General features: G+C 57.9%; 27 protein-coding genes and 1 tRNA gene (1 of these 28 only partly in view). 17 read left to right on the top strand and 11 right to left on the bottom strand.

Features of this window, described 5'->3' with window-relative positions:
- The first annotated feature begins 1 nt into the window (after nucleotide 1).
- The 8 genes from COL8621_RS14830 to COL8621_RS14795 all read left to right on the top strand — a co-directional run bounded on the left by COL8621_RS14830 (nucleotide 2) and on the right by COL8621_RS14795 (nucleotide 10066).
- Nucleotides 2–1975: a long-chain fatty acid--CoA ligase gene (locus COL8621_RS14830; RefSeq protein WP_093968074.1), complete on the top strand. Its 1974-nt coding sequence runs from the start codon at nucleotides 2–4 to the stop codon at nucleotides 1973–1975.
- Nucleotides 1972–2790 carry an ABC transporter ATP-binding protein gene (locus tag COL8621_RS14825; RefSeq protein WP_093968073.1) on the top strand — a complete coding sequence of 273 codons (819 nt, stop codon included), beginning with the start codon at nucleotides 1972–1974 and terminating at the stop codon, nucleotides 2788–2790. The genes COL8621_RS14830 and COL8621_RS14825 overlap by 4 nt, the downstream gene beginning before the upstream one ends.
- 9 nt (nucleotides 2791–2799) lie before the next feature.
- On the top strand, nucleotides 2800–3786 hold the full coding sequence (locus COL8621_RS14820) for a branched-chain amino acid ABC transporter permease (RefSeq protein WP_093968072.1): 987 nt from the start codon (nucleotides 2800–2802) through the stop codon (nucleotides 3784–3786).
- A 3-nt stretch (nucleotides 3787–3789) separates the two neighbouring features.
- A complete protein-coding gene (locus COL8621_RS14815) occupies nucleotides 3790–4866 on the top strand; it encodes a branched-chain amino acid ABC transporter permease (RefSeq protein ID WP_093968071.1) in 1077 nt (358 codons plus the stop codon).
- Between the two features lie 78 nt (nucleotides 4867–4944).
- Entirely contained in the window at nucleotides 4945–6228 is a 1284-nt protein-coding gene (locus COL8621_RS14810) for an ABC transporter substrate-binding protein (RefSeq protein ID WP_093968070.1), read from the top strand.
- A gap of 66 nt (nucleotides 6229–6294) precedes the next feature.
- Entirely contained in the window at nucleotides 6295–7119 is an 825-nt protein-coding gene (locus tag COL8621_RS14805) for an ABC transporter ATP-binding protein (protein ID WP_093968069.1), read from the top strand.
- A gap of 37 nt (nucleotides 7120–7156) precedes the next feature.
- Entirely contained in the window at nucleotides 7157–8374 is a 1218-nt protein-coding gene (locus COL8621_RS14800; protein ID WP_093968617.1) for a phenylacetate--CoA ligase family protein, read from the top strand.
- A 51-nt stretch (nucleotides 8375–8425) separates the two neighbouring features.
- Nucleotides 8426–10066, top strand: a complete 1641-nt coding sequence (locus COL8621_RS14795) for a peptidoglycan-binding domain-containing protein (protein ID WP_093968068.1) — start codon at nucleotides 8426–8428, stop codon at nucleotides 10064–10066.
- A gap of 11 nt (nucleotides 10067–10077) precedes the next feature.
- Here the strand turns inward: COL8621_RS14795 and COL8621_RS14790 are convergent, their stop codons facing one another.
- The 3 genes from COL8621_RS14790 to COL8621_RS14780 all read right to left on the bottom strand — a co-directional run bounded on the left by COL8621_RS14790 (nucleotide 10078) and on the right by COL8621_RS14780 (nucleotide 12330).
- Nucleotides 10078–11895, bottom strand: coding sequence for a PHA/PHB synthase family protein (locus COL8621_RS14790; RefSeq protein ID WP_093968067.1), 1818 nt, complete (start codon nucleotides 11893–11895; stop codon nucleotides 10078–10080).
- A gap of 163 nt (nucleotides 11896–12058) precedes the next feature.
- Nucleotides 12059–12184, bottom strand: a complete 126-nt coding sequence (ykgO, locus tag COL8621_RS14785; protein WP_010141322.1) for a type B 50S ribosomal protein L36 — start codon at nucleotides 12182–12184, stop codon at nucleotides 12059–12061.
- A 71-nt stretch (nucleotides 12185–12255) separates the two neighbouring features.
- Nucleotides 12256–12330 (bottom strand) — tRNA-Val (locus COL8621_RS14780).
- Between the two features lie 148 nt (nucleotides 12331–12478).
- Between COL8621_RS14780 and COL8621_RS14775 the strand changes: the two genes are divergently transcribed.
- Complete coding sequence (locus COL8621_RS14775; RefSeq protein WP_093968066.1) at nucleotides 12479–13339, top strand: N-formylglutamate amidohydrolase; 861 nt, start codon at nucleotides 12479–12481, stop codon at nucleotides 13337–13339.
- A gap of 2 nt (nucleotides 13340–13341) precedes the next feature.
- Here the strand turns inward: COL8621_RS14775 and COL8621_RS14770 are convergent, their stop codons facing one another.
- Nucleotides 13342–14595, bottom strand: coding sequence for a DNA polymerase IV (locus COL8621_RS14770; protein WP_093968065.1), 1254 nt, complete (start codon nucleotides 14593–14595; stop codon nucleotides 13342–13344).
- Nucleotides 14596–14710: 115 nt separating this feature from the next.
- Here COL8621_RS14770 and COL8621_RS14765 point away from each other — a divergent pair, with 115 nt between their 5' ends.
- Together COL8621_RS14765 and COL8621_RS14760 are read left to right on the top strand one after the other, a co-directional pair.
- On the top strand, nucleotides 14711–15604 hold the full coding sequence (locus COL8621_RS14765; RefSeq protein WP_093968064.1) for an SPFH domain-containing protein: 894 nt from the start codon (nucleotides 14711–14713) through the stop codon (nucleotides 15602–15604).
- Entirely contained in the window at nucleotides 15604–15870 is a 267-nt protein-coding gene (locus COL8621_RS14760) for an NfeD family protein (RefSeq protein ID WP_093968063.1), read from the top strand. The genes COL8621_RS14765 and COL8621_RS14760 overlap by 1 nt, the downstream gene beginning before the upstream one ends.
- Before the next feature lie 4 nt (nucleotides 15871–15874).
- On the opposite strand, the gene COL8621_RS14755 is transcribed toward COL8621_RS14760, so the two are convergent.
- Complete coding sequence (locus tag COL8621_RS14755; protein ID WP_093968062.1) at nucleotides 15875–16246, bottom strand: winged helix-turn-helix transcriptional regulator; 372 nt, start codon at nucleotides 16244–16246, stop codon at nucleotides 15875–15877.
- A gap of 105 nt (nucleotides 16247–16351) precedes the next feature.
- On the opposite strand from COL8621_RS14755, the gene COL8621_RS14750 reads away from it, so the two are divergent.
- Nucleotides 16352–16978 (top strand): NAD(P)-dependent oxidoreductase, encoded by a 627-nt coding sequence (locus COL8621_RS14750; RefSeq protein WP_093968061.1) that lies wholly within the window; start codon nucleotides 16352–16354, stop codon nucleotides 16976–16978.
- Here the strand turns inward: COL8621_RS14750 and pyrF are convergent.
- A complete protein-coding gene (pyrF, locus tag COL8621_RS14745; RefSeq protein WP_093968616.1) occupies nucleotides 16975–17706 on the bottom strand; it encodes an orotidine-5'-phosphate decarboxylase in 732 nt (243 codons plus the stop codon). The two genes, COL8621_RS14750 and pyrF, sit on opposite strands and share 4 nt — an antisense overlap.
- Before the next feature lie 215 nt (nucleotides 17707–17921).
- Between pyrF and COL8621_RS14740 the strand changes: the two genes are divergently transcribed.
- On the top strand, nucleotides 17922–18761 hold the full coding sequence (locus COL8621_RS14740) for a spondin domain-containing protein (RefSeq protein ID WP_093968060.1): 840 nt from the start codon (nucleotides 17922–17924) through the stop codon (nucleotides 18759–18761).
- Between the two features lie 109 nt (nucleotides 18762–18870).
- Here COL8621_RS14740 and COL8621_RS19040 read toward each other — a convergent pair whose 3' ends face one another.
- Together COL8621_RS19040 and COL8621_RS14730 are read right to left on the bottom strand one after the other, a co-directional pair.
- Nucleotides 18871–19125: a hypothetical protein gene (locus COL8621_RS19040; RefSeq protein WP_141137898.1), complete on the bottom strand. Its 255-nt coding sequence runs from the start codon at nucleotides 19123–19125 to the stop codon at nucleotides 18871–18873.
- Nucleotides 19126–19135: 10 nt separating this feature from the next.
- Nucleotides 19136–19330 (bottom strand): hypothetical protein, encoded by a 195-nt coding sequence (locus COL8621_RS14730; protein ID WP_093968059.1) that lies wholly within the window; start codon nucleotides 19328–19330, stop codon nucleotides 19136–19138.
- Nucleotides 19331–19662: 332 nt separating this feature from the next.
- Between COL8621_RS14730 and clpB the strand changes: the two genes are divergently transcribed.
- Nucleotides 19663–22278, top strand: a complete 2616-nt coding sequence (clpB, locus tag COL8621_RS14720) for an ATP-dependent chaperone ClpB (RefSeq protein WP_093968057.1) — start codon at nucleotides 19663–19665, stop codon at nucleotides 22276–22278.
- Nucleotides 22279–22343: 65 nt separating this feature from the next.
- Here the strand turns inward: clpB and COL8621_RS14715 are convergent, their stop codons facing one another.
- The 3 genes from COL8621_RS14715 to COL8621_RS14705 form a co-directional block, all read right to left on the bottom strand.
- Nucleotides 22344–22835, bottom strand: a complete 492-nt coding sequence (locus COL8621_RS14715; RefSeq protein WP_093968615.1) for a fasciclin domain-containing protein — start codon at nucleotides 22833–22835, stop codon at nucleotides 22344–22346.
- 56 nt (nucleotides 22836–22891) lie between these two features.
- Nucleotides 22892–23380, bottom strand: coding sequence for a fasciclin domain-containing protein (locus tag COL8621_RS14710; RefSeq protein ID WP_093968056.1), 489 nt, complete (start codon nucleotides 23378–23380; stop codon nucleotides 22892–22894).
- A 195-nt stretch (nucleotides 23381–23575) separates the two neighbouring features.
- Nucleotides 23576–24022, bottom strand: coding sequence for a DUF302 domain-containing protein (locus tag COL8621_RS14705; RefSeq protein WP_235823928.1), 447 nt, complete (start codon nucleotides 24020–24022; stop codon nucleotides 23576–23578).
- Nucleotides 24023–24142: 120 nt separating this feature from the next.
- Here COL8621_RS14705 and COL8621_RS14700 point away from each other — a divergent pair, with 120 nt between their 5' ends.
- The 3 genes from COL8621_RS14700 to msrQ form a co-directional block, all read left to right on the top strand.
- Entirely contained in the window at nucleotides 24143–25642 is a 1500-nt protein-coding gene (locus tag COL8621_RS14700) for an FMN-binding glutamate synthase family protein (protein ID WP_093968055.1), read from the top strand.
- Between the two features lie 64 nt (nucleotides 25643–25706).
- A complete protein-coding gene (gene msrP, locus COL8621_RS14695) occupies nucleotides 25707–26624 on the top strand; it encodes a protein-methionine-sulfoxide reductase catalytic subunit MsrP (RefSeq protein WP_093968054.1) in 918 nt (305 codons plus the stop codon).
- A protein-coding gene (gene msrQ, locus COL8621_RS14690) for a protein-methionine-sulfoxide reductase heme-binding subunit MsrQ (protein ID WP_093968053.1) crosses the window boundary here: on the top strand, nucleotides 26624–26995 show its 5' portion. The gene runs 234 nt beyond the window's last position; only the first 372 of its 606 coding nucleotides appear in the window; the start codon lies at nucleotides 26624–26626; its stop codon lies beyond the right edge, outside the window. The genes msrP and msrQ overlap by 1 nt, the downstream gene beginning before the upstream one ends.

Below are 26995 nucleotides of genomic sequence, written 5' to 3'. Positions count from 1 at the left end.
CTTGGCACCTGAAAAGACGCCCGCGGGCGAATTGTGTTCTGTGCCCGCGCTGCTTGCACGCAATGCGCGTGTACATGGCGCAAGCACGGCATATCGCGAAAAAGAGTTTGGCATCTGGCAAAGCTGGACCTGGATCGCCGCCGCCGAAGAAATTCGTGCGATGGCGCTTGGCTTTCTGGCCCTTGGGTTGGAGCGGGGCGATTTCGTTGCCATCATCGGTCGCAACCGGCCGGCGCATTACTGGTCGATGATTGCTGCACAGATGTGCGGCGCGATCCCGGTTCCGCTGTACCAAGACGCGGCCGCCGACGAGATGGCCTATGTGCTGGAACACTGCGGCGCGCGCTTTGTCGTTTGCGGTGATCAGGAGCAGGTCGACAAGGTGCTAGAGGTGCACGACCGTGCGCCGGCGATTGAACAGGTGCTGTACAACGACAAGCGGGGCCTGCGGAAATACGATCACACCAACCTGAACTGGCTGCATGACATTCAGGCCGAAGGCCGCGCGGCGCACACGCGTCTTGAGACGGAGCTGGACGCACGCATCGCCGAACTGACGTATGACCACACTTGTGTGATGCTCTATACCTCGGGGACGACGGGCAAGCCAAAGGGCGTGGTCCTATCGAACCGCAATATCATCGAAACGGCCAAGGCGTCGTCGGCGTTTGATCATCTGACTGATAAGGACGAGGTTCTGGCCTATCTGCCGATGGCATGGGTGGGCGATTTCATCTTCTCAATCGGTCAGGCGATGTGGACGGGGTTCTGTGTGAACTGCCCTGAAAGCGCCGAAACGATGATGACAGACCTGCGCGAAATCGGGCCGACGTATTACTTTGCGCCGCCGCGTGTGTTCGAAGGTCAGCTGACCAATGTGATGATCCGGATGGAGGACGCAGGCCGGTTCAAAAAACGCCTGTTTGACCATTACATGGCCGTCGCCCGCCGCGTTGGCCCCGACATTCTGGACGGCAAGCCCGTAAGCGGGATGGACAGGTTCCGGTATTGGCTGGGCGACAAATTCGTCTACGGCCCACTGAAAAACACGCTGGGCTTTAGCAACGTGCGTGTCGGTTACACCGCGGGCGAGGCGATCGGGCCAGAGATTTTTGATTTCTACCGCTCACTCGGGATCAACCTGAAACAGCTTTACGGCCAGACCGAAGCAGGCGTGTTCATCACCCAGCAGCCGGATGGTCAGGTGCGTTCTGACACTGTTGGCGTGCCAAGCCCGGGTGTTGAGGTTCGGATCGCCGATAACGGCGAGGTCTTTTATCGCAGCCCCGGCGTTTTCGTCGAATATTACAAGAACCCTGAAAGCACCGCATCGACCAAAGATGCCGAAGGTTGGGTTGCCACGGGTGATGCTGGCTTCTTTGAAGAAGGCACAGGGCATCTGCGCATCATCGACCGCGCCAAAGACGTCGGTAAAATGGCTGACGGCAGCCTGTTCGCCCCGAAATACGTGGAAAACAAGCTGAAGTTTTACCCCGATATTCTGGAGGCCGTGGTCTTTGGTTCGGGTCGCGACACCTGTACCGCGTTCATCAACATCGACCTGACGGCGGTGGGCAACTGGGCCGAACGGAACAACATCGCCTATGCTTCGTATCAAGAACTGGCCGGGCATCCGCGCGTTCTTGATACGATCCAGTCCCATATCGAAGAGGTGAACCGAAGCGTTGCCGAAGACCCGATGCTTTCGGGCTGTCAGGTTCACCGCTTCTTGATCCTGCACAAGGAACTGGACGCGGATGATGGCGAACTGACCCGCACCCGCAAAGTGCGCCGCAACATCATCGCAGAGAAGTTCGATGACCTTATCAACGCGCTTTATAACGGGTCCGAAACGGTCTTCACCGAAACCGAAGTGACGTATGAGGACGGGCGCAAAGGCTCCATCAAGGCGACGCTGACGATCCGCGATGCGGCGGTCAGTGAACCCCAGCACAAAAGGATGGCGGCGGAATGAAAGACATGAGCGAAGGCTATACCACCGCTGATGGTCGCAAAATCGGCGGCACGATGATGGAGATGAAAAACATCACGCTGCGGTTCGGCGGTGTGGTGGCGATCAAAGATATCAGTTTTGATATCCGCGAGGGTGAGATCCGCGCGATCATCGGGCCGAACGGCGCCGGAAAATCATCGATGCTGAACGTCATCTCGGGGTTCTATATCCCCAGCGAGGGCGAGGTTTGGTTCCACGGTTCCAAGCGCCCGCAGATGAAGCCGTATCAGGTGGCACAACAGGGCATCGCGCGGACGTTCCAGAACATCGCGTTGTTCAAAGGCATGTCCACGCTGGACAACATGATGACGGGTCGAATGACCCGCATGAAGTCAAGCATGGCGCAACAGGCCATGTGGTGGGGTAAGGCCCAGAAGGAAGAAAGCGAACACCGCGAGGCGGTGGAAAAGATCATCGACTTCCTTGAAATTCAGGCGATCCGCAAGACGCCAGTAGGGCGGTTGCCCTATGGCCTCCAAAAGCGGGTTGAGCTGGGCCGTGCCTTGGCCGCCGAGCCAAAGCTTTTGCTGCTGGATGAACCCATGGCGGGCATGAACGTCGAGGAAAAAGAGGACATGAGCCGCTTTATTCTGGATGTGAACGACGAATTCGGCACCACAATTGCACTTATCGAACATGACATGGGCGTGGTGATGGATCTGTCAGACCGCGTCGTCGTGATGGATTACGGCAAGAAAATCGGGGACGGCACGCCTGATGAGGTGCGCAACAATCAAGACGTGATCGACGCCTATCTTGGCGTGTCGCACGATTAGGGGAAGCAGATGCCAGACCAATTACTCTTTGCGATAGAGGTCACGCTGAACGGCCTGATGGCCGGTGTGATGTATGCGCTTGTGGCGCTGGGCTTTGTGCTGATCTTCAAAGCCTCGGGAATTTTCAACTACGCCCAGGGCGTGATGGCGCTGTTTGCGGCGCTGACGCTGGTGGGGCTGCAAAACGGGCAGGTGCCATTTGCGCATCTGATCAACGCGATATTCGGGACCGATGTGCATCACTTCGGCTGGCACTTGCCCGCCTTCGTGGCGATCATTCTGACCATCGGGGTGATGATCCTGTTGGCGATTATCGTTGAACGATACGTTCTGAAGCACCTCGTGAACCAAGAACCGATCATCCTGTTCATGGCGACCATCGGCCTTGCCTATTTCATGGAAGGGTTCGGGGACATGATGTGGGGGTCCGAAATCAAGAAGCTTGATGTCGGCCTGCCGCAGGGTATTTCGGAAAGCATCGATGCGACGACCTATAACTGGTTCGGATACGGTTTCTTCATCGACCGTCTGGATATCGTGGCAACCGTGATTGCGGCGCTGTTGGTGATTAGCCTGACGTTGTTCAGCCAATATTCCAAACAGGGCCGCGCGTTGCGGGCCGTGGCCGATGACCATCAGGCGGCACTGTCTGTCGGCATCTCGCTGCGGTTCATCTGGGTGCTGGTCTGGTCCATCGCTGGGTTCGTGGCACTGGTTGCGGGTATCATGTGGGGCGCGAAGTCGGGGGTGCAGTTCAGCCTTTCCCTGATCGCGTTGAAGGCACTGCCCGTTCTGATGCTGGGCGGCTTTACGTCGATCCCCGGTGCGATTGTGGGGGGGCTGATCATCGGCGTGGGTGAAAAGCTGTTCGAATTTGCCATCGGCCCAATGATCGGCGGCGCGACTGAAAACTGGTTCGCCTATGTGCTGGCGCTTCTGTTCCTCGTCTTCCGGCCGCAGGGCCTGTTTGGCGAAAAAATCATCGAGAGGGTTTGAGGCATGTTTTACCGCGAAGCAGGCGATTTCAAAACGTCCTACACGGACGACAGCCAGACCTTCCCGATCAAGTTTGACCGTTGGCGTTACTATGCCGTGCTGGCGGTGGCGTTCGGGGTGATCCCATTTATCATCGACGATTATTGGGCGAACGCAGTTCTGGTACCGTTCCTGATCTATGCCATCGCGGCGATTGGGCTGAACATCCTGACCGGCTATTGCGGGCAGGTTAGCCTTGGCACGGGTGGTTTCATGGCTGTGGGGGCTTATGCCTGCTACAAGCTGATGACCGGTTTTCCTGAGATCAGCATCGTATTCCACGTGATCGGCGCTGGGTTCATTACGGCGGGCGTTGGTGCCTTGTTCGGCCTGCCCAGTCTACGGATCAAGGGGTTCTATCTGGCGGTGGCAACACTGGCGGCGCAGTTCTTCCTTGTGTGGCTGTTTAACAAGGTGCCGTGGTTTTATAATAACTCGGCTTCGGGCCAGATCTCTGCGCCAGAGCGTACAGTGTTTGGTATTGCCGTGACCGGCCCCAACACGGAAGCCTGGGCAAAATACTTGATCTGCCTGTGTTTCGTGGTGGTTCTGGCATGGGTCGCGCGGAACCTGACGCGCGGCACCATCGGGCGCAGCTGGATGGCGATCCGCGACATGGATATCGCCGCCGAAATCATCGGGGTGAACCCGCTGAAGGCCAAGCTGACAGCCTTTGCCGTTTCGTCCTTCTTTATCGGAGTCGCCGGTGCGCTGTTTTTCAGCGTCTACCTTGGCGCCGTTGAGGTGGGCGAGGTGTTCGGCATTCAGAAATCGTTCTTGATCCTGTTCATGGTGATTATTGGCGGGTTGGGTTCGATCTTTGGGTCGTTCGCTGGGGCGGCGTTTATGGTGCTGATGCCGGTTCTTCTGAAGAACGTGCTGGTTGGTCAGTTGGGCTGGCCCACCGATTTGGCCGCGCATCTGGATTTCATGATCGTGGGCGCGCTGATCGTCATCTTCTTGATCGCCGAGCCGCACGGGCTGGCACAGCTGTGGCGGCTTGCGAAAGAGAAACTAAGGTTGTGGCCCTTCCCGCACTAAGGCGGGGCCGGAAATGAACAGACCGGGGCAAACCCCGGCACGAACAACGACATCGATATCCTTGGGAGGAGACCAACGATGAAAACGAAACTGGCAACTCTGGCACTGACGGCTGTGATGGCCGCAAGCCCCGTGATGGCGGAACTTGTGTTCCCGTCGCTGTCATACCGTACTGGCCCTTATGCTGCGGGCGGCATTCCTTACGCTGACGGCTATGCCGACTATTTCAACCTGCTGAACGAACGTGACGGCGGCATCGGCGGCGTGATGACAAAGGTCATCGAATGCGAGACCGGCTATAACACCGAAAAAGGTGTGGAATGTTACGAGTCGACCAAGGGCGAAGGCGCGTTGGTCTATAACCCACTGTCGACCGGCATCACCTATCAGTTGATCCCGAAAGTTACTGCTGACGGTATTCCGCTTTACACGCCGGGCTATGGCCGGACTTCGGCTGCGAACGGCAAGGTGTTTTCGAACGTCTTTAACTTCCCTGCCAACTATTGGAACGCGGCTTCGTTGGCGGTGAACCACCTGTTGGACATCAACGGTGGCGACATCAAGGGTAAGAAGGTTGCGCTGGTCTATCACAACTCCGCCTACGGCAAAGAGCCGATCCGCACGCTGGAAGAGCTGGCCGCGAAGCACGGTTTCGAACTGAAGGCGATCCCGGTCGATCACCCCGGCCAAGAGCAGAAATCGCAGTGGCTTCAGATCCGTCGTGACAAGCCTGACTATGTTCTGATGTGGGGCTGGGGCGTGATGAATCAGGTTGCCATTCAGGAAGCCGCAAACATCCGCTTCCCAATGGAAAACTTTGTTGGCGTTTGGTGGTCAGGTGGCGAACATGACGTGACCCCGGCTGGCGACTCGTCCAATGGCTATAAGGCTGTGACGTTCCACAATGTTGGTACTGACTTCCCAGTCTTCGACGAAGTGAAAACCCATCTGGTTGATGCCGGTAAGGCGGCGGGTGCTGCCAACAACATCGGTACCGCACTTTACAACCGCGGTTTTTACGCAGCCATGCTGTTGGCGGAAGCTGCCCGTAAGGCACAGGAAATCCACGGTACGCCTGACATCACGCCGGCAATGATGCGCGACGGGATGGAAGCGTTGGAAATCACCGAAGCCCGCATGGCCGAACTGGGCATGCCAAACTTCGGTCCGGCGTTTGCGGTTAGCTGTGAAAACCACGGCGGTCCGGGCACCGGTGCGATCCAGCAATGGGATGCTTCGGCCAAAACGTGGAGCTTGATCTCGGAATTCGGTGGATCGGACATGGATGTTATCCAGCCGCTGATCGATGCCGACAGCGAGGCCTATGCCGCGGAAAACAACATCACTCCGGGTTGTAACTAAGTACACCCGCCCCCGGCTTTAGGGCCGGGGGCGACTTCTAAATTCATCTAAGCAGGACGCCATCAGATGCTTGACACCGGACAGACCAAAGAGACGCTGCTTGAGGTCAACAATATTGAGGTGATCTATAATCACGTGATCCTTGTGCTGAAGGGCGTATCGCTTAGCGTGCCCAAGGGCGGGATCACCGCGCTTTTGGGCGGCAACGGCGCGGGTAAGACGACCACGTTGAAAGCGGTTTCCAACCTTCTTCGTTCCGAACGGGGCGAGGTGACAAAAGGAACGATCAGCTATCGTGGCGAACGCGTGCAGGATCTGAACCCGTCTGACCTTGTGAAAAAAGGTGTCATTCAGGTGATGGAAGGCCGTCACTGTTTCGAACACCTGACCGTGGAAGAGAACCTTTTGACCGGCGCATATACCCGTGGTGACGGGCGCGGCGCGATCGCAGCGGATCTTGAAATGGTCTATTCCTATTTTCCGCGCCTGAAAGAGCGGCGCAAAAGTCAGTCTGGCTATACCTCGGGCGGTGAACAGCAGATGACGGCGATTGGCCGCGCGCTGATGTCCCGGCCTGAAACGATTTTGCTGGACGAGCCGTCCATGGGACTGGCCCCGCAGCTTGTCGAACAGATTTTTGAGATCGTGAAATCGGTGAACGAACAGGAAGGTGTGACCTTCCTTCTGGCCGAACAGAATACCAACGTCGCACTGCGATATGCGCATTACGGGTACATCCTTGAAAGCGGACGTATCGTGATGGACGGCCCCGCGGCCGAGTTGCGTGAAAACCCCGACGTGAAAGAGTTCTATCTTGGCGTGTCCGAAGAAGGGCGCAAAAGCTTCCGCGATGTGCGTTCTTACCGTCGCCGCAAGCGTTGGCTGTCGTGATGAACCCGTCGGTTTCAATGTTAAAAAGGACAGCCTGATGGCAGATTATTTCGATGATCTCGAAACCCGAAGCGCGGATGCTCGGGCGGCGGATATTGCGGTTGCCCTTTCGCGTCAAATCGCGCGTGCGCAGGCGTTGCCGGGGTATGCCGACAGTCTTGGCGGTGTGGATGCCAACGGTATCACCGACCCGGCGTCCTTGGCCGAACTTCCGGTTCTGCGCAAAGCGGAACTGGTGCAAAAGCAGCAAACCCAACCGTTGGGCGGCTTTACCGGGCCGTTAAGCGGCTTTCATCATGTGTTTCAGTCACCCGGCCCAATTTACGAACCCGGCATGACCACCAATGATTGGTGGCGCATGGGGCGGTTCCTGAACGCGGCAGGGATTGGCGCGGGCGATATCGTTCAGAATTGCTTTGGCTATCATCTGACGCCTGCTGGTATGATCTTTGAAAACGGCGCGCGTGCGGTTGGGGCCACTGTATTGCCTGCCGGAACCGGCCAGACCGAACTTCAGGCGACGGCTGCCGCTGAAATCGGGTGCACCGCCTATGCTGGCACGCCCGATTACCTGAAGCTGATCCTTGAAAAGATGGACGAGGCCGGCCTTCCGAATTTCTTCAAAACTGCGGTTGTCGGGGGCGGCGCTCTTTTCCCGTCGTTGCGACAGTATTACGTGGATCGCGGGATCGCTTGTCTTCAATGCTATGCAACCGCCGATCTGGGTAATATCGCCTATGAAAGCCCCGCGATGGAGGGGATGATCGTCGATGAGGGGGTGATCGTGGAAATCGTCACTCCGGGCACCGGTAACCCAGTCGCCGACGGCGAGGTGGGCGAGGTTGTCGTGACGACCCTGAACCCTGACTATCCGCTGATCCGTTTTGCGACGGGTGATTTGTCGGCCGTTATGGCTGGCGAAAGCCCCTGTGGTCGCACCAACACCCGTATCAAGGGCTGGATGGGGCGCGCCGACCAGACGACCAAGATCAAGGGCATGTTCGTGCGCCCCGAACAAGTTGCCGCGCTTGTCGCCAAGCATGACGAAATCAGCCGCGCGCGCGTAATCGCCACGCGTGACGGAGAGATGGATGTCATGACAGTGCAGGTCGAAACCGATGCCACCGATCCGTCGGCTTATGCTGCCAGTGTTGCGGCGGTATTGAAAATGAAGGGTCGTGTGGAAATAGTTGATCCGGGAAGCCTTCCCAACGATGGTAAGGTGATCGACGACCAACGCGATTACAACGCCTGAGGAACCTGACCGGCATCGCAGGCGTTTCCTTTCCAACAAGGGGAGAATTCCATGCGCCGCATTCTGATGACCACCACCGCTGCAATCCTGCTAAGCAGCCCGCTTTTCGCCGCCGATCTGGCCTATATTGTCGGCAACGAAGACTATGACAACTTTAGCGATGTTCGGGGCGGTGAAGACGCGGCGGATGCGGTCGATGCCTTTGCCAAGCTGCCGTTTGATACGGTCGTCCGTGCCGATGCGACAGCGACAGATATCGCCGCGTCGCTGGCTGAATTCGTTGAACGTGCGGGTGACGCCCAGCGGGTTGTCGTTGTTTTGTCCGGCCTCTTTGTCCACTCGGACCGGGATGCTTGGTTGCTGCCCGTGGATTCCGAAACACCCAACCTTGCGACTCTGCCCCAGACCGCGCTGCCGATTTCGACAGTGCTGACCGTGCTGTCCCAGCACCAGGGGCAGGCGATTTTGCTGTTGGGGGCCGATGATGACGACGACGCGCAAGGCCCGTACCTGCGCGAAGGAATCGGTAATATGGATGTGCCGCATGGAGTGACCGTGTATCAAGGCGGCCCCCGCGCGGTCGCTCGTTTTGCGGAAGATCGGCTGGCGGTTCCGGGAACTGCGCTGACCTCATCCGCGTTCAATGCGGGGTTGGTTGGTTCGGGGTATATCCCGCAAGACCGGGTTTTCATCGCAAAAGACATCGCTGAACCGGCGCCAGTGGCAACCGATGATACGGCAGAGATGGCGTATTGGGACGCCACCGTCGCCCAAGACTCTGAGGATGGGTATGCGGCCTATTTGAAACGTTATCCTGATGGTGAACACGCGGCGCTGGCGCAGGCCAAGATCGAAGAAATCCGCGCCGAACCCAACCGTGCCGCGCGGTTGGCGGAAGAGGCGCTGAACCTCAATCGTGATCAGCGCCGTGAAATTCAGCGGGACCTGTCCATCCTTGATTACAACCCCCGTGGCATCGACGGAATTTTCGGGCCAGGATCGCGCGGGGCCATCACCAAGTGGCAGCAGGAAAACGCCTTTGATGCGACCAGCTATCTGACGCGTGATCAACTGACGCGGCTTGATGCGCAGGCCGAAAAACGTGCCGCAGAACTGGAAGCAGAGGCAGAAGCCCGCCGGGTTGAACAAGAACGACAGGACCGGGCCTATTGGGCGGAAACTGGTGCCGCCGGGGACGAGGCGGGCCTGCGTGTGTATCTGAAACGTTATCCCGACGGGGTCTTCGCCGAAGTCGCCCAAGAACGTCTGGCCGTTATTGACGAAGGCAAGCGCGCCGAGGCCGCCGCACAGGATCGCGCGGCGTGGGATGTTGCGGTGCAGGCCAATACCGAAGCGGCCTATCGCGATTATCTGACGGCAATGCCAAGCGGCGCCTTTGCCGAAGACGCCAAAGCCCGCATCGCCGAGATGACGCAGGCAGATCAGAACGCCGATGAGATTGCCCGGGCAGAACGGATCGAACAGAACCTGCGCCTGAACTCTGGCACCCGCCGTTTGATCGAAGAACGGCTTCAGGCGCTGGGGCTGAAACCCGGCGCGGTTGACGGCGTGTTCGATGATAAGACTCGCCGCGCGATCCGCCGCTATCAGACGGCCCGCCAGATTACGGTGACTGGTTATCTGAACCAGGAAACCGTGGTGCGCCTGATGGCGGATTCGATCTTTAAGTAAGTTGGTCGCGCCTATTTTTGAAAGACATAGGTCCCCGGTGCGGGGGCCAAGATGGGCAGGCCCTGTTCCGGGTCGCCCATCTGGGGCGGATGAACCAGATCGGGGCTGCTTTTCCCGTTCAGCCAGTTGGCCCATTCATCCCACCACGAACCGTCTTTGGCCGGATGCTTTTGCGCCCATGTGTCGGGGTCCATATACAGCTTGCCCGGTGCGCGGTGACCGATCCGGTAATGTCGCCCGCGATGCCCCGGTTCACTTAGAATCCCGCCGTTATGGCCGCCCTTTGTAAGCACGAACGTCAGATCTGAATCGGTGAACAGCGCGGTTTTATAGGCCGACCGCCACGGCGCGATATGGTCCCGTTCGGTTCCCAACACGAAAAAGGGCGCGCTGATATCTTTCAGGGCAATGACCTTGCCTTCGACAGAAAAGCGCCCGCCTGTCAGGCGGTTTTCAAGAAACAGACTTCGCAGGTATTCAGAATGCATTCGGTATGGCATTCGGGTGGCATCCGCGTTCCAGACCGAAATGTCGAACTGGGCGTCGTCTTGGCCAAGCATGTAGCGGCGCACGGCGCGGGTCCAGATCAGGTCTTCGGCGCGTAGGGCGCGAAATGCTCCGGCCATCTGTTCCTGCTTTAGATAGCCCTGATCCCACATCATATCTTCCAGATAGGCGACCTGACTTTCATCAAGGAACATCATCAATTCGCCTGCTTCTGTGAAATCCGTTTGCGCCGCCAAAAGCGTAATAGAGGCAAGCCGGGCGTCGTTTTCCCGTGCCATCGTGGCCGCAGCGATGGAAAGGATTGTGCCACCCAGACAGTACCCGCAGGCGTGGATCTTTTGGTCAGGGACAATCTGACCAACAGCATCCAGCGCCGCCATCACGCCAAGACGGCGATAATCATCAAGGGAAAGGTCACGCTGTTCGGCCGACGGATTGCGCCATGAAATCGCAAAGACGGTGTAACCCTTGGACACCAGATAGCGGATCAAAGAGTTTTCGGGGCTAAGATCAAGGATGTAGTATTTCATGATCCATGCGGGAACGATCAGGATCGGCTCTGCTTTGACCTGTTCGGTTTGCGGGGCGTATTGGATCAGCTCAAACAGCTCATTTCGGAAAACAACTTCGCCGGGGGTGCAGGCTAGGTTGTGGCCGACCTGAAACTTGGCTTCCTCGGACGCAGGTGTGCCGGACAGTTTCGCCAACATGTCTTTGGTGAAGTTCTGCGCGCCTTCGACAAGGTTTTGCCCGCCGGTTTCCGCCGTAACCTGCAATATTTCTGGGTTCAGCAGCGGGTAGTTGGAAGGCGAAAACACATCAAGGAATTGCCGCGTCATAAAACCCACGCGATCGCTTGAATGTTTGCGCGTGCCACGAACTTCGGATGTTGCGTGTTCCCACCAGTCTTGGGTTGCCAGAAACGATTGCTTCCACAGATTGAACGGCGGCTTGTTCCAGCCTTCGTGACTGAAACGGTGATCGTTTTGGTGCGGGGTGAACGGCGCCGCGGCCCCAGTCTGTCCGCAATAAAGCGCAAGTTTGGTCAGGTTGGCCTGCGCGCGTTCGGCCAATTCCACCTGACGGCCCGGTGCGCGGGATAAGTGCATCAGCCAGTCTGCCAGCGCCGCCGCAGCAGCATGGGGGGACACCCCGTTGGTTAGCCGCGCCTGCATCGCCCGCGACGCCCGGTCGAGCGTTTCATAGGGGTGCGGTGTTGGTGTGTTCCCGTTCGGCACGGGCGGAACAGGTTTTGAAACTGCTGGCAGGTTGGGAACAAGCGCAATGTTCGGCGACGCGGTGTCTGTGTGCTGGGTGGTCATGCGAATCTCTGAGCAGTTGGCAGGGCGTTGAGGTGGCATCCGACAGGGCCAACCTCACAGATTCGCGGCAGGGTCACTTTGATCAGGCGCAATAAGCGCATGTTTGAAACGAAAAAAGCCGCCCCACGAAGGGACGGCTTTTAAATTTTGATCCGTTGATCGCTTAGCCCTGACGGGCTTTAAAGCGGCGCTGCGTCTTGTTGATGACGTAGACACGGCCCTTGCGGCGCACGACGCGACAGTCGCGGTGACGCTGCTTAAGCGAGCGGAGCGAGTTCCTGACCTTCATGGGTCTTCTCCTCATTCGCGGCGCTGCGTGCGCCTAGGTTGCACTATCTGTCTGTAAAGACAGCAAATTCATGGTGGGCGGTACTGGGATCGAACCAGTGGCCACTACGATGTCAACGTAGTGCTCTACCGCTGAGCTAACCGCCCGTCACCGCCAGATCCCGTCGTCCCCAAAAGATAAGGACGCGGAGGGACCGCGTCGGTTCGCGTGTCTATAAAAGGAGTCGGAAAAGGGTTCAAGGGCTTTTGGCAACTTCCTATTTGTCGTTATAAAGTTATCGAGTCAGGAGTAGGTATGTCCAAGTCGCCGTATTCCCTTTTAATGCCCGACGCGCGCACCACAAGTGTCGTGTTTTCTTCGCCGCACAGTGGGCGAGAATATCCTTGGGCATTCCTAAGAAAATCGGTTCTGGATGAACATGCGGTGCGATCTTCCGAAGACGCATTTGTCGATTTGCTGTTCTCGGATGCGCCATCCATGGGCGCGCCGCTGCTCTCCGCCTGTTTGCCACGGGCCTATGTCGATCTGAATCGCAGCCCGGATGAGCTGGATCCGGCGTTGATTGAGGGGGTCAAGAAAAGCTCTCATAATCCGCGGGTCAGTTCGGGGCTGGGCGTGATTCCACGTGTTGTTGCGAATGGTCGTGCCATTCAATCCGGCAAAATGGGGTTAAGTGAGGCGCAGGCGCGATTGGACGAACATTGGCATCCTTACCACAGTAAGCTTCAGGAATTGTTGGATGAAAGCCGCGATACCTTTGGCGAAGCCATCTTGATCGACTGTCACTCTATGCCGCACGAAGCGATTGATGGGATCACCCGGTCGGGCCAGCCGCGCCCCGAAGTCGTGTTGGGGGATCGGTTCGGCGCCGCCGCCCACGGTGACATTATGGAACGGCTAGAGGCTGCCTTCGTAAAGGCGGGGCTGAAGGTCGCGCGTAACGCACCCTTTGCAGGGGCTTACATCACGCAGCATTATGGCCGCCCGTCGAAGTCGCAGCATGCCGTGCAAATCGAAATTGACCGTTCGCTTTACATGAACGAACAGATGGTCCGCCCGAATGGCAACTTCCAAAATTTCCGCCGTGTGATCGCCTCTGTCATCGCTGAGATTGTGGCCATTGGGCGGGATGAACTGCCAATGGCCGCTGAATAAGGTCAGCGTAGCGCGCGGCCTTTTAGAATCGCGTCGCGACCAAACTTTTTGCGAATCTCGTCAGTGGCGCGTTCGGCTTTTGCGCGTTGTTTCGCCTGCGGGTCCAGCAAATCACCCGATGAATCGGCGGCTTCGGCGGCGGAAATGTCGGCCAAACCGACACCAATCAGCCGATATGGGCCTTGATCCCCAACCTGATCAAACAAGTTCCGCGCGGTACGATAAAGGCGATCAGCCATCTGCGTGGCATCATGCAGGGAGGTGCGCCGGGTAATCAGGCTGTGGTTTGAACGTTTCAGTTTAAGCACAACGACGCGCCCGGCTTTGCCCTTGGCCTTGGCGCGGTCGGCAACCTGTTCGGCCAGCCGCCAGATATGCCCATCAAGGATATCAAGGCTGGAGGTGTCTTCGAAAAAGGTGGTCTCTTTCGAGATGCTTTTCAGCGGTGCATGGGCCGAAACCCGGCGCTTGTCTTCGCCGCGTGCAAGGTGCCACAGACGTTCGCCGAAGCCACCGAACCGCGCTTCCAGATCACGTTTTTCCCAACGGCGCAGGTCCGCGAAGGTGCGTATGCCGGCCCGTTCCAGCGAAGATTGCGCCGCTGCGCCAACGCCCCAGATCATGCGGACGGGTTTGTGTTCCAGAAACGCCATGGTTTCGGCTTTGCCGATCACGGAAAACCCACGTGGCTTATCCAGGTCCGACGCGACTTTGGCCAAGAATTTGTTGTGGCTAAGCCCGATGGAGCCGGACAGGCCCAGTTCATCTTCCATCCGTTTCAGCAGCTTTGCCAGCATGACCGCGGGCGGGGCACCGTGCAGCTTTTCCGTGCCGGTCATGTCCAAAAACGCTTCGTCCAAGGATAGGGGTTCGATTGAGGGGGTCAGCTCCTCCATCATCGCGCGGATCTGTTTGGACACTTCGGCATAGACGGACCCGCGCGGTTTGATCACCACCGCGTCAGGGCAAAGCTTCAACGCCTTGAACATGGGCATCGCCGATCGCACGCCCCTGATACGCGCCACATAGCACGCGGTTGAAACCACACCACGCCGCCCACCGCCGATGATGACCGGCTTGTCGGCAAGTTCCGGATTGTCGCGTTTTTCGACGCTGGCATAAAAAGCGTCGCAATCCATATGCGCGATGGTCAGCCCGAACAGTTCGTCATGCGCAGTCACCCGCGGGCTGCGGCAATCGGGGCAGCGCGGCGCGTTTTCAAAAACGCTTAGGCAGTCACGGCAAAGGGCTTGCATCGGGTGTGTCCGGGTAGTGTCAGTTCGAAGTATAACCCCCAACGCTCCGCGAAAAGGAGTTTAGTTTGGCGGCCACTGCTGGGATACTGCGCGAAAATAGAATTGGGTAAAAATTATGGATCTTCAATCGGTATTGGCAGATTTGGTTGGTGGGAATCTGGTGATCCTGCTGCTTGCAGCCTTTGTTATTCTTTGCATCCTGCTGGGGGTCCGGGTTGTTCCGCAGTCTGAAAAATATGTGGTGGAGCGGTTCGGCCGTCTGCATTCGGTGCTTGGCCCCGGCTTGAACCTGATCGTGCCGTTTCTTGATCGCGTGGCGCACAAGGTGTCGGTTCTGGAACGACAGCTGCCCACGGCCTCGCAAGATGCAATTACATCTGACAACGTGTTGGTTCAGGTGGAAACCAGCGTCTTTTACCGCATTCTAGAGCCTGAAAAGACAGTCTATCGTATTCGCGATGTTGATGCGGCGATCTCGACCACGGTGGCGGGTATCGTGCGTGCCCAGATCGGCATGATGGAACTGGACGAGGTGCAATCCAACCGCGCCGAATTGATTTCGACGATCAAAGGGTCGGTCGAAGATGCGGTGGATGACTGGGGCATCGAAGTGACGCGTGCCGAGATTTTGGACGTGAACCTTGATCAGGCCACCCGCGAGGCGATGCTGCAGCAGTTGAATGCAGAACGCGCCCGCCGCGCCAATGTGACAGAGGCCGAGGGTAAAAAACGCGCCGTCGAACTGTCTGCCGACGCAGAGCTTTACGCGGCTGAGCAGGTTGCCAAAGCCCGCCGGATTTCGGCCGAGGCAGAGGCGTTCGCGACAGAGGTTGTTGCCAAGGCAATCGCAGAACACGGTATCGAAGCGGCGCAATATCAGGTCGCGCTGAAGCAGGTCGAGGCGCTGACCGTTGTTGGGCAGGGTTCTGGCAAGCAGACCGTGATCGTTCCCGCCAACGCGCTAGAGGCGTTTGGCGATGCGTTCAAAATGCTGAAAGGTCGTGGGTAATGTGGGCGCTTTGGTGGGTCTGGCTGGCTGGCGCGGTTGTGCTGGCCATCCTCGAAGTTCTCGCTCCGGGTTTTGTCTTTTTAGGGTTTGCCATTGGGGCGGCCGCGACGGGCGGGCTTTTGGCGCTTGGTCTGACGCCGCATTGGGCGACTTTGGCGCTGATCTTTGCGCTGGTTTCGCTGGCGGCTTGGTTTGCCTTGCGCAAGGTCTTCGGGCTGAAGGGTGGCCAAGTGAAAACCTTCGACACTGATATCAACGATAATTAAGCTTTCAGGCCGCTGCCGTCCGACTGTCGTATTCGGCGCGGGCAATGCGCACGGCGGCCTGATTTTCCACCGCCCATTGGCGCATAAGTTCGGTGCGTTCAACCAAGCTGTGGCCCATATCCGTTAGGGCGTATTCGACCTGCGGGGGCGACAGGGGCAGTACCGTGCGGCTGACCAGCCCGTCACGTTCCAAGTGGCGCAGCGTGACCGAAAGCATCCGCTGCGAAATCCCATCCACCACGCGCCGCAGGGCATTAAACCGGCATGGCCCGCGCGACAGTTCCATCATCACAAGCAGGCTCCACGCGTCGCCCATGCGGTCCAGCACATCGCGGATCGGGCAGTCAAAGTTTTCGCTTCGTCGTGCGGGGGGCATGGCGGTTCCCTTCTTGATACTATGAGACCAAAGAATGCGTATTACGCAGGTGGTGCCGTCTTCGTATGTAGTTACTTATCGTAACTTAATACGGATGAGGTTAAAATGAAACTGTTTCTAATTGGCGCGAGCGGGATGATCGGTTCGCGAATTCTGGCCGAGGCGACCGCCCGAGGCCATCAGGTTGTGGCGGCAAGCCGTGCGCCCGAAAACATCGTTCAGGGAGCAGGCGTGACGCCGGTAAAGGTTGATGCGACAGACGCAGATGCATTGCAGGCCAAGGCGGCAGAGGCTGACGTGATCCTTTCCGCGTCGTCCCCGCGTTCGACGGGCGATGCGGTTGCGGATGCCACTGCCCTTGGCGCGGCGCTTATTGGCGCGGCGTCCAATCTTGGGAAGCGGGTCGTCGTTGTCGGTGGTGCAGGTACGCTGAACTTGCCGGATGGCACACCGGTGCTGAATGTGCTGCCGCCCGAAATTGTGCCAGAGGCAACGGGTATGAAGGCGGTTCGCGATGCGCTGGCCCAAAGCACGCTGGATTGGTCGTTTGTCGCGCCAGCAGCACAGATTGCACCTGGCGCGCGGACAGGCACGTTTCGCGTCGGCGGCGACGTATTGTTAAGCGACGCCGAAGGCACCAGCGCGATTTCCGCAGAAGACTATGCCATTGCCTTCATGGACGAGGTGGAAACCCCCGCCCATATCAAACAGGTGTTCACAGTCGCCTATTAGAACCGGTTTGGTGCCGGTGCTTTCACCGAGGCAAGTTCTGCCTGAACGGCCTGCGCGGCAGTGCGCGGGTCGTCAGCGCGCCAGATCGGGCGGCCCACAACGATGTGATCTGCACCGTCCGTAACCGCCTGCGCCGGGGTTGCCACACGTTTTTGGTCGCCCAGTTCAGCACCGGCAGGGCGCACGCCCGGCGTTACAATCAACTTGCCTTCGGCCTGTGGCAGGGCGCGGATCAGGGCCGCTTCGTGCGGCGAGGCGATAAGGCCGTCCGCGCCAGCCTCCAGCGCGATAGCGGCGCGTTCCAGAACGATGTCTTGGACATCGCCGGGCTTGATCAGGTTCGCATCCAGATCGGCGCGGTCCATCGACGTGAGGATCGTGACGGCAAGGATTTTCGTGTCAGAGCCACCTTTCCCTTCGGCCGCGGCACGCACGACATGCGGGTCGCCGTGGACGGTTAGGAAATCAATGTCGAACTGAACCAGACCACGCACCGCTTTTTCAACCGTGGCGCCGATATCGAAAAGCTTCATATCAAGGAAGATGCGCTTGCCGTGTTCGTCTTTCAGTTCTTGCGCAAGGGCCAGCCCACCGCCAGTAAGCATCCCAAGACCGATTTTGTAGAACGACACGGCATCGCCGATTTGTTCTGCCATCTGAAGCCCAGACAGGGCATCGGGCACATCAAGGGCAACGATAAGGCGGTCATTTGCGGTTTGGGCGGTCATGGGCGCACTCCTTTTACGGGGCGTCGATAGCGGGCGGTTGGGTAAATGGCAACGTTCTGGGCTGGCCCGATGATCAATCACAAACGCGTTTTCACAGAAAAGAGACCGCAAGTTCATTTGCCCGAAGCGCCCTTTGATCAGAGGATTTTTCCTGCGGCCCACCGGTTTTGGTGGGGCCATAATTTCACAACGATCCAATTTTCGTGGGGAAAATCATGTTGAACATAAGACAGGGCCGTATGGCGGCTTTTGCCTTGGCTATCGCCAGCGGAGGAGCCATTGCGGCACCTGCTGCGGCGACGACCTTGGAAATAACAATCACCAACAATGCGCCCATCGGTGGATTTGCGATCACGCCATTGTTTGGCGCGTTTCACGATGGGTCTTATGACCCGTTCGATGTGGGCAGCGCAGCCAGCGCCGGATTGCAAAGTATCGCAGAGCTGGGTGATGTCAGCGGCCTTCCGGGGGAACTTGCTGCCGCTGATCCGAACGCGACAAGCGTGGTGATCGCCGCACCTCAAAGCGGGCCGCCCACCATCGACCCCGGTGAAAGCACAAGCGTGACGATAACGCTGAACCCGACCGAGGAACTCTATTTCAGCTTTTTGTCGATGATCGTTCCGTCAAACGACACCTTTTTAGGAAGCGATGATCCGACGGCTCATCAGTTGTTCGATTCTGCCGGGCTTTACACAGGGGACGTCACGATTGACGTGACCGGCAGCTTCCTGTTTGACGCCGGGACAGAGGTAAATGACCCTTTGCGCGGCCCGGCCTTTGTGATCGGACAAGAAGCAACGGCAGGCGCGGCAGAAAACGGCACGGTTCAGCGGGCTTCTAGTTTGTTGGATTTCGCTGGTGTTCAGACACCGCTTGGCCCGTTGGATGGTGGCTTGATCGATTTCACCGCTAACCCCGGTGCGTTTTCAATCGCCACGATTACCATCAGTCAGGTCGCACCAGTGCCGCTTCCTGCGACGGGGCTGCTTTTGCTGGGTGGATTCGCCGTATTAGGTGCCAGCCGGATGAAGCGGCGTAAGGCACGGACGTAGGCGCAAATAAAAAAGGGCACAGCCTGGAGGGAATGGCCGTGCCCTTTTAGGAACCACTTAACTGCGAATTACCTACCCGATAACGCTAGGGGGGAGGGAAGCGAAGGTATCAGGCTGCGGGGGCAGCAAAGCGGTTTTTCGTAATCTCGGAACTGCGTTCGTTCAGTTTTTTGGCGTGTTCGATCAAATAGGACCGAAGCGCGCCGGGTTTGCGGTGCATGTCGCGCGGGGCGAAGGCCATCACGTCCATTTCATAGGGAACCGGACGAAGCGTGTCTTTTACAAGCAGCGTTACAATCGCTTCGACCATGCCGAAGTCGCGGGCATAACGGGCCTTTTTTACGCGGGCATTCAGAATACGCATCGATACTACCTCAGGTTCTAGCCGCTTGAGCGGCGTTCATTACCGTGCGGACAATGCGATCATGCGACCAGCGCACATCACCGGGAATATCAACTTCTACGCGGCTGGGGGCTTGGCCCATCGCGCGGAACTCAACCGCACCGCGAAAGCGGTGTAGCGCTGCGTCATATGAAAGCGCGGCTATGCGGGTCTGTTCCTGAGTCATGTCAAACTCCTCTCGTCTACGCGGTAGGTTGGGTTTTGAGCTTTGATATTTAACAAACGGAAGGGCCGAAAAGTTCCGTCGTAGTTTCTTGTGCCCTTCACGAACCCTTGAATCGGGTCGTTTGTCGCGCTCATTCCACCGTGTTTCATGGAACCTAGTATTTCGGCGACTCGCGCAAAAGGAGAACTATCGCGGTTTTTTCCCCCAGTGACGTTACGCATCTTGAACACAGGCGCATCAAACGCCACATCCAGATCAAGGCTTGTGAATGGGTCGTGCCGCATAGTCGGGCGATCTAAGGGGCAAGCGCTTATAGAAAAGGAGAATTGCCGATGGACATGGAGAAGTTCACGGAGCGGTCACGCGGTTTCCTTCAGGCCGCACAAACCATCGCTATGCGGGAAAGCCATCAACGGTTGGCGCCCGAACATCTTTTGAAAGCATTGATGGATGACGATCAGGGGCTTGCCAGCAACCTGATCAAACGCGCGGGCGGGTCGCCCGAACGCGTGGTAGAGGCTGTGGATGCAGCCCTGACAAAAATTCCGAAAGTTACCGGCGACGCGGGCCAGACCTATCTGGATCAGTCCACCGGCAAAGTGCTGGACGAGGCGCAGAAGCTTGCCACCAAGGCAGGCGACAGCTTTGTGCCGGTTGAACGCATTCTAACGGCGCTGGCCGTGGTGAAATCCAAGGCCAAGGACGCGTTGGATGCGGGTTCGGTTACGGCGATGAACCTCAATTCCGCGATCAACGACATTCGCAAGGGCCGCACCGCCGATACGGCAAGCGCCGAAGAAGGCTATGACGCGCTGAAGAAATACGCGCGCGACCTGACCGAGGCGGCCGAAGAAGGCAAGATCGACCCGATCATCGGACGGGACGAAGAAATTCGCCGCGCCATGCAGGTGTTGTCGCGCCGGACCAAGAACAACCCTGTTCTGATCGGTGAGCCGGGCGTGGGTAAAACCGCGATTGCCGAAGGCCTTGCCCTGCGGATTATCGATGGCGACGTGCCCGAAAGCCTGAAGAACAAAAAGCTGATGGCGCTTGATATGGGCGCGCTGATTGCTGGCGCGAAATATCGCGGTGAGTTTGAGGAGCGTCTGAAGGCGATCCTGAAAGAGATCGAAGCCGCCGCAGGTGAGATCATCCTGTTCATCGACGAAATGCACACGCTGGTTGGCGCGGGCAAAACCGATGGCGCGATGGATGCCGCCAACCTGATCAAACCCGCCCTTGCGCGTGGTGAGCTGCACTGTATCGGTGCGACCACGTTGGATGAATACCGCAAGCACGTTGAAAAAGACGCGGCCCTTGCCCGCCGGTTCCAGCCTGTGATGGTGGATGAACCGACGGTGGAAGACACGATTTCCATCCTGCGCGGTATTAAAGAAAAGTATGAACTGCACCACGGTGTGCGGATTTCGGACTCGGCGCTGGTGTCGGCGGCGACGCTTTCGCACCGCTATATCACGGACCGTTTTCTGCCGGACAAGGCGATCGACCTGATGGACGAAGCCGCCAGCCGCCTGCGGATGGAAGTGGACAGCAAGCCAGAAGAACTGGATGCGCTGGACCGTGAAATCCTGCAAAAGCAGATCGAAGCCGAAGCGTTGAAGAAAGAGGACGACAAAGCCTCCAAAGACCGGCTTGAGAAGTTGGAGGAGGAGCTTTCCAACCTTCAGCAACGCTCGTCTGAAATGACGGCTCAGTGGCAGGCAGAACGCGACAAGCTGGAAGGCGCGCGCGATCTGAAAGAGCAGCTGGATAAAGCGCGGGCCGAGCTGGACCATGCCAAGCGCGAAGGCAATCTGGCCAAAGCTGGGGAGCTTTCCTATGGCGTGATCCCCGAGCTTGAGAAAAAGCTGGCCGATGCGGAAGAGGCCGATGACGACGTCATGGTCGAAGAGGCCGTGCGCCCAGAACAGATCGCCCAAGTGGTCGAACGCTGGACAGGCATTCCAACCAGCAAGATGCTGGAAGGGGAGCGTGACAAGCTGCTTCGTATGGAAGAGGAGCTTGGCAAGCGCGTGATCGGCCAGAAATCAGCGGTAACTGCGTTGTCCAACGCGGTGCGCCGTGCGCGGGCTGGCCTGAACGATGAAAACCGGCCGCTTGGTTCGTTCCTGTTTCTTGGGCCAACCGGTGTGGGTAAGACCGAACTGACCAAGGCCGTGGCCGAATACCTGTTCGATGACGACAACGCGATGGTGCGGATCGACATGAGTGAATTCATGGAGAAACACGCGGTCGCGCGTCTGATCGGTGCCCCTCCGGGGTATGTTGGGTATGACGAAGGTGGCGTGTTGACCGAAGCCGTGCGTCGCCGTCCGTATCAGGTTGTGCTGTTCGACGAGGTCGAAAAGGCCCACCCGGATGTGTTCAACGTACTGTTGCAGGTTCTGGACGATGGTGTGCTGACCGATGGTCAGGGCCGCACGGTGGACTTCAAACAGACGCTGATCATTCTGACGTCGAACCTTGGCTCGCAGGCGCTTAGCCAGCTGCCCGAAGGGGCTGACAGTGCGGATGCCAAGCGCGATGTGATGGATGCCGTCCGGGCGCATTTCCGGCCAGAGTTCCTGAACCGTCTGGATGAAACCATCATCTTCGATCGGCTTAGCCGCGGCGATATGGATGGGATCGTCAAGATTCAGCTGTCTCGTTTGGCCAAGCGTCTGGCCGGGCGGAACATTACGCTGGACCTGGACGAAGGCGCGACGAAATGGTTGGCCGACGAAGGGTATGACCCAGTTTTCGGTGCCCGCCCGTTGAAGCGCGTCATCCAGCGTGCGCTGCAAGATCAGTTGGCCGAGCGGATACTGGCCGGTGACGTGATGGATGGCGACACCATCACTGTGACTGCTGGGACCGAAGGGTTGATCATCGGCGATAAGGTCGGGGCCACGAACCGGCTCAAGCCCGACGATGCAGTCGTTCACTAAATGACCTGATGAAACGAAAGCCCCCGCAACCGGTGTTGCGGGGGCTTTTTTGTTTTGCGGCTGCCTTATTTCGGTAGCAGAACAGCGTCGATCACGTGGATGACGCCGTTTGAGGCAATAATGTCGGCGCTTGTGACGTTCGACTTGTTCACTTTGACGCCGTTGGTGCCATCAACGTGGACAGTGTCGCCCTGCACGGTTGCAACATTCAGGCGTTGGCCTGCCAGTTGGTCAGACGTAATCGCGCCGGGCACGACATGGTAGGTAAGGATCTGTACCAGCTGATCTTTGTTTTCGGGCTTCAGCAGCGTCTCAACCGTTCCAGCAGGAAGTGCGGCGAAGGCGGCGTTGGTTGGGGCGAAGACTGTGAACGGGCCATCGCTTTTCAATGTGTCGACCAATCCGGCTGCTTGGACAGCGGCGACGAGGGTTGAAAAGTCGTCGTTCGACGCGGCGATATCGACGATGTCTGGTGTTGAGGTCATCGGCGTACAGGCGGCCAATGCGCCCGCGAAACCAAGTGCGGCAATACCTTTAAGTGCAATTCTTCGGTTCATTGTAAAAGTCCCTTGATTGTTGTTGGTGGCGGGCGGGGTGTCCCGCCCGCAGGTCATTACATTGCGGATGGTGGAAGGATGACCGCGTCGATCACGTGGATCACGCCGTTAGAGGCTTCGATGTCGGCCTGCACGACGTTGGCCTTATCAACCATCACGCCGCCTTCGGTCATGATCGTCACTTCGGACCCTTCGGCGGTTGCGGCCATCATGCCGTTGCTAAGGTCGGTGGACATCACTTTGCCGGGTACGACGTGATAGGTCAGGATCGCGGTCAGCGTGCCTTTGTTTTCGGGCTTCAGCAGGTTTTCAACCGTGCCTTCAGGCAGGGCGGCGAAGGCGTCATCCGTGGGGGCGAACACGGTGAAGGGGCCATCACCCTTCAGCGTTTCGACCAAGCCTGCGGCCTGTACGGCGGCGACAAGGGTGGTAAAGCTGCCCGCTTCGACAGCGGTATCAACGATGTCTTTGGAATGGCCACCAGCAAAGGCTGGCGCGCAAAGCATGGCCGTGGCGGCGAGGGTCAAAAAGGTTCGGCGGATCATATCAAATCTCCCTTGGGTGCAAGACGGCCCATTCTGAGCAATCAAACGACTTACGGGAGGGGCGTGCACTTGGATGACCGGCAATTTCCGCGCATCGGCCTTGACGAAAAAAGACCGAGCGCTAAGCCCGGCCTTTCCGTTTTTTCCAATCACAGTTTTGTGTGTGATGGTGACCCGTTGTGAAGTGATCCGCGGTTATTCGACCCCGGCGGCTTCTTTCGCGATGCTATCCATCAGGGCCTGAATTTCCTGCATCGGACCTTCGGGGAAGGTGCGATATCCCACCACTGTTTCACCCGGCGCATCGGGGCGGGTGTAAATGAAGATGTCATAGGGGCAGAACTGAATGTTGGTGTAATCCGCCTCCATCACCTTGCGCGAAAGCGCGGCAGAGCAGAAGCTGAACACATCGGCCTTGGTGAACAGCGTTACATCCGAACCAACGTCGCCCTTTGTGCGTTCCAGCATATCGCCGGTGTGGCTGACGCTGTCGATCACAAGTCCCTGACCAATGACCGCGTTTTCCAGTGCAAAGACGACATCATCAAAGCTGTCGCTGGTGGTGTAAGTGACGGCGTCTTGTGCGAAAGCGGGCGCTGTGATCAGCGCGGCTGCTGTTAGTGCGAGCAAATTTTTCACAATATCCTCCCATATGCCTCTGAGTCTCACAGAGGGTTGTCGAAGTCTTTCACTCAACGCAGTGTAAGCTCAAGCAGAACAACGACCATGATCAAGGTCAAATGAAAGCAGTAGGAATTTGTGATGAACTGGGTTGCGCGTGTGTTGGAGTATTTGGCGCTGGGCTTTGTGCTGGTGCTGGGGGTGTTGGTTTTAGCCGCCGTCGTGCTGTTTGTGATCGACAGGCTGCAAACGGGGGATGCTGTCCGCCGCAACTATCCTGTGATTGGGCGGTTCCGGCATTTGTTCACCACTCTGGGCGAGTTTTTCCGGCAGTACTTCTTTGCGATGGACCGCGAAGAAATGCCGTTCAACCGTGCGCAGCGGGACTGGGTCGGCCGTGCTTCGCAGGGGAAGGGGAACACGGTGGCGTTTGGGTCAACGCGGAACCTGAATGTGCCGGGCACAGCGATTTTTGTGAACGCAGCTTTCCCGCCATTGGACAACCAATTCGCCTCGACTGAACCGATGTTGATCGGCCCTCGCGCGCGCGTTCCTTATAGTGCCCCTTCAATCTTCAATATTTCGGGGATGAGTTATGGTGCCATTTCGCGACCCGCTGTCGAGGCATTAAGCCGAGGCGCGGCAGAGGCGGGCGTTTGGTTGAACACCGGGGAAGGGGGGCTTTCGCCCTATCACCTGATCGGTGGCTGCGACATCGTCTATCAGATCGGCACGGCGAAATACGGGGTCCGGGATGAGTTCGGCCGTTTGGACGATGACAAGCTAAGGGCCGTCGCCGCACATGATCAGGTGAAGATGTTCGAGATCAAGCTGGCGCAAGGTGCCAAGCCCGGTAAGGGCGGCATCCTGCCCGGCGCAAAGGTCAACGAAGAAATCGCGCAGATCCGCGGCATTCCCGAGGGCAAGGACAGCTATTCCCCAAACCGGCATGTCGACATCGACAGTTGGGACGACCTGCTGGACATGATCGCCCATGTCCGCGAGGTGACGGGAAAGCCTGTTGGTTTCAAAACCGTGGTGGGCGCGGCGGAACCCTTTAAAGAGCTGTTCCGCCTGATCCACGAACGCGGCGAAGACTCGGCGCCGGATTTCATCGCCATTGATGGCGGCGAGGGCGGAACCGGTGCATCGCCCATGCCGCTGATGGATTTGGTCGGTGTCCCGATCCGCGAGGCGATGCTGATCGTTTCGGACCTGCGCGATGCGTATGGGTTTCATGATCGCATCCGCTTAATCTCTAGCGGGAAGCTGGTGAACCCCGGTGATGTGGCTTGGGCAATTGCGGGTGGGGCGGACTTTGTCACCTCGGCGCGCGGGTTCATGTTCGCGCTGGGCTGCATTCAGGCGCTTAAGTGCAACAAGAACACCTGCCCAACCGGCATCACCACGCACGATCCGCATTTGCAAAAGGGTCTGGTGGTCGAAAGCAAATACAAACGCGTCGCCAGATACGCGCGTTCCGTCATCGATGAGGTAGAGATGATCGCGCATTCGGTCGGTGTGGCAGAACCGCGGCTGATGCGCCGGCGTCATGTTCGGATCGTACAGCCCGATGGGTCGTCACGCCCGATGAACGAAGTATTCCCACGCACCGATCTTGCCAACGAGAACGTGAGTTGAATTGTTTTCGGCCTTCGGGCCGCACGCCCTAAATGGTGATAGACGCAAATCTTTGAGGATTAATATGGCCCATCGCTGGAAGAGTGACCTGAACTGGTCTGACGTAACGCCGAAACAGGCATTTCTGAATCGGCGACAGCTTTTGACCGGCGCGGCAGCACTTGTTGCCAGCCCGGCGATTGCGGGCCTGGGTGGTGCGCCAAGCGCATATTCCACGACTGAAGCCCCAAATACGCTTGAGGAGATCACGAACTACAACAACTTCTATGAGTTCGGGACCGATAAGGAAGACCCGGCGCAAAACGCAGGCGGGCTTACGACGGATCCATGGGCGGTTCAGATTGACGGGCTGGTGGACAAGCCGGGTTCTTATGATCTGGGCGATCTGTTGTCCGGTGTTTCGCTAGAAGAGCGTATCTATCGGTTCCGCTGTGTTGAGGCGTGGTCGATGATCGTGCCGTGGGTCGGGTTCGAGTTGAGCACGCTGCTGGCGCGCGTGGGCGTTCAACCCTCTGCCAAATACGTTTACTTCGAAACGCTGGTTCGCCCCGAAGAGATGCCCGGCCAGCGCCGCCCACTTTTGGATTGGCCCTATCGCGAAGGGCTTCGGTTGGATGAGGCGATGAACCCGCTGACCATTCTGGCGACCGGGCTGTATGACGAACCCCTGCCAAACCAGAACGGCGCGCCGCTGCGTTTGGTGGTGCCGTGGAAGTATGGCTTTAAGTCGATCAAATCCATCGTGCGCATCTCTTTGATGGATAAGCAGCCTGAAACCACTTGGAACATGATCAATGCACGTGAATACGGGTTCTATTCCAACGTGAACCCAACTGTGGATCACCCACGGTGGAGCCAAGCGACCGAACGGCGCATTGGCGGCGGGCTTTTCTCTAAGCGGCAAGAGACGCTGATGTTCAATGGCTATGGGGAAGAAGTTGCAGACCTTTATGCCGGCATGGACCTGAAGAAGCTTTATTGATGCCTGTATCAGATCGGATCAACGCCACGCTTCGCAAGGTTCCAGCGTGGCCGCTTTATATTGTCGGCCCGCTGCCGGGGCTTTGGGTGTTCTGGCTGGGCCTGACCGGTGGCTTGGGCGTTGAGCCGATCAAAGCGCTAGAGCATGAGCTGGGTCAGTTCGCTCTGAAGCTGCTTGTTGTTGGATTGGCGATCACGCCACTGCGCCGGTTCGCTGGATTGAACCTGATCAAGTTTCGCCGCGCCATCGGTCTGTTGGCGTTCTTCTATATTGTGGCGCATCTGGCGGTCTGGCTGTTTTTGGATGTTCAGGACGGATCACTGATCTGGAAGGACATCGTAAAGCGCCCCTACATCACGATCGGTATGGCG

This window comes from Actibacterium lipolyticum (genome assembly GCF_900184935.1).
Lineage (GTDB): Bacteria > Pseudomonadota > Alphaproteobacteria > Rhodobacterales > Rhodobacteraceae > Actibacterium_A > Actibacterium_A lipolyticum.
This window is presented reverse-complemented; position numbering and strand designations above follow the sequence as displayed.

Bases quoted from the DNA above. Each gene is read 5' to 3' on its own strand.
- COL8621_RS14825 (WP_093968073.1), top strand. From the start codon at position 1,972: ATGAAAGACATGAGCGAAGGCTATACCACCGCTGATGGTCGCAAAATC.
- COL8621_RS14820 (WP_093968072.1), top strand. From the start codon at position 2,800: ATGCCAGACCAATTACTCTTTGCGATAGAGGTCACGCTGAACGGCCTG.
- COL8621_RS14815 (WP_093968071.1), top strand. From the start codon at position 3,790: ATGTTTTACCGCGAAGCAGGCGATTTCAAAACGTCCTACACGGACGAC.
- COL8621_RS14810 (WP_093968070.1), top strand. From the start codon at position 4,945: ATGAAAACGAAACTGGCAACTCTGGCACTGACGGCTGTGATGGCCGCA.
- COL8621_RS14805 (WP_093968069.1), top strand. From the start codon at position 6,295: ATGCTTGACACCGGACAGACCAAAGAGACGCTGCTTGAGGTCAACAAT.
- COL8621_RS14800 (WP_093968617.1), top strand. From the start codon at position 7,157: ATGGCAGATTATTTCGATGATCTCGAAACCCGAAGCGCGGATGCTCGG.
- COL8621_RS14795 (WP_093968068.1), top strand. From the start codon at position 8,426: ATGCGCCGCATTCTGATGACCACCACCGCTGCAATCCTGCTAAGCAGC.
- COL8621_RS14790 (WP_093968067.1), bottom strand. From the start codon at position 11,895: ATGACCACCCAGCACACAGACACCGCGTCGCCGAACATTGCGCTTGTT.
- ykgO (WP_010141322.1), bottom strand. From the start codon at position 12,184: ATGAAGGTCAGGAACTCGCTCCGCTCGCTTAAGCAGCGTCACCGCGAC.
- COL8621_RS14775 (WP_093968066.1), top strand. From the start codon at position 12,479: ATGTCCAAGTCGCCGTATTCCCTTTTAATGCCCGACGCGCGCACCACA.
- COL8621_RS14770 (WP_093968065.1), bottom strand. From the start codon at position 14,595: ATGCAAGCCCTTTGCCGTGACTGCCTAAGCGTTTTTGAAAACGCGCCG.
- COL8621_RS14765 (WP_093968064.1), top strand. From the start codon at position 14,711: ATGGATCTTCAATCGGTATTGGCAGATTTGGTTGGTGGGAATCTGGTG.
- COL8621_RS14760 (WP_093968063.1), top strand. From the start codon at position 15,604: ATGTGGGCGCTTTGGTGGGTCTGGCTGGCTGGCGCGGTTGTGCTGGCC.
- COL8621_RS14755 (WP_093968062.1), bottom strand. From the start codon at position 16,246: ATGCCCCCCGCACGACGAAGCGAAAACTTTGACTGCCCGATCCGCGAT.
- COL8621_RS14750 (WP_093968061.1), top strand. From the start codon at position 16,352: ATGAAACTGTTTCTAATTGGCGCGAGCGGGATGATCGGTTCGCGAATT.
- pyrF (WP_093968616.1), bottom strand. From the start codon at position 17,706: ATGACCGCCCAAACCGCAAATGACCGCCTTATCGTTGCCCTTGATGTG.
- COL8621_RS14740 (WP_093968060.1), top strand. From the start codon at position 17,922: ATGTTGAACATAAGACAGGGCCGTATGGCGGCTTTTGCCTTGGCTATC.
- COL8621_RS19040 (WP_141137898.1), bottom strand. From the start codon at position 19,125: ATGCGTATTCTGAATGCCCGCGTAAAAAAGGCCCGTTATGCCCGCGAC.
- COL8621_RS14730 (WP_093968059.1), bottom strand. From the start codon at position 19,330: ATGACTCAGGAACAGACCCGCATAGCCGCGCTTTCATATGACGCAGCG.
- clpB (WP_093968057.1), top strand. From the start codon at position 19,663: ATGGACATGGAGAAGTTCACGGAGCGGTCACGCGGTTTCCTTCAGGCC.
- COL8621_RS14715 (WP_093968615.1), bottom strand. From the start codon at position 22,835: ATGAACCGAAGAATTGCACTTAAAGGTATTGCCGCACTTGGTTTCGCG.
- COL8621_RS14710 (WP_093968056.1), bottom strand. From the start codon at position 23,380: ATGATCCGCCGAACCTTTTTGACCCTCGCCGCCACGGCCATGCTTTGC.
- COL8621_RS14700 (WP_093968055.1), top strand. From the start codon at position 24,143: ATGAACTGGGTTGCGCGTGTGTTGGAGTATTTGGCGCTGGGCTTTGTG.
- msrP (WP_093968054.1), top strand. From the start codon at position 25,707: ATGGCCCATCGCTGGAAGAGTGACCTGAACTGGTCTGACGTAACGCCG.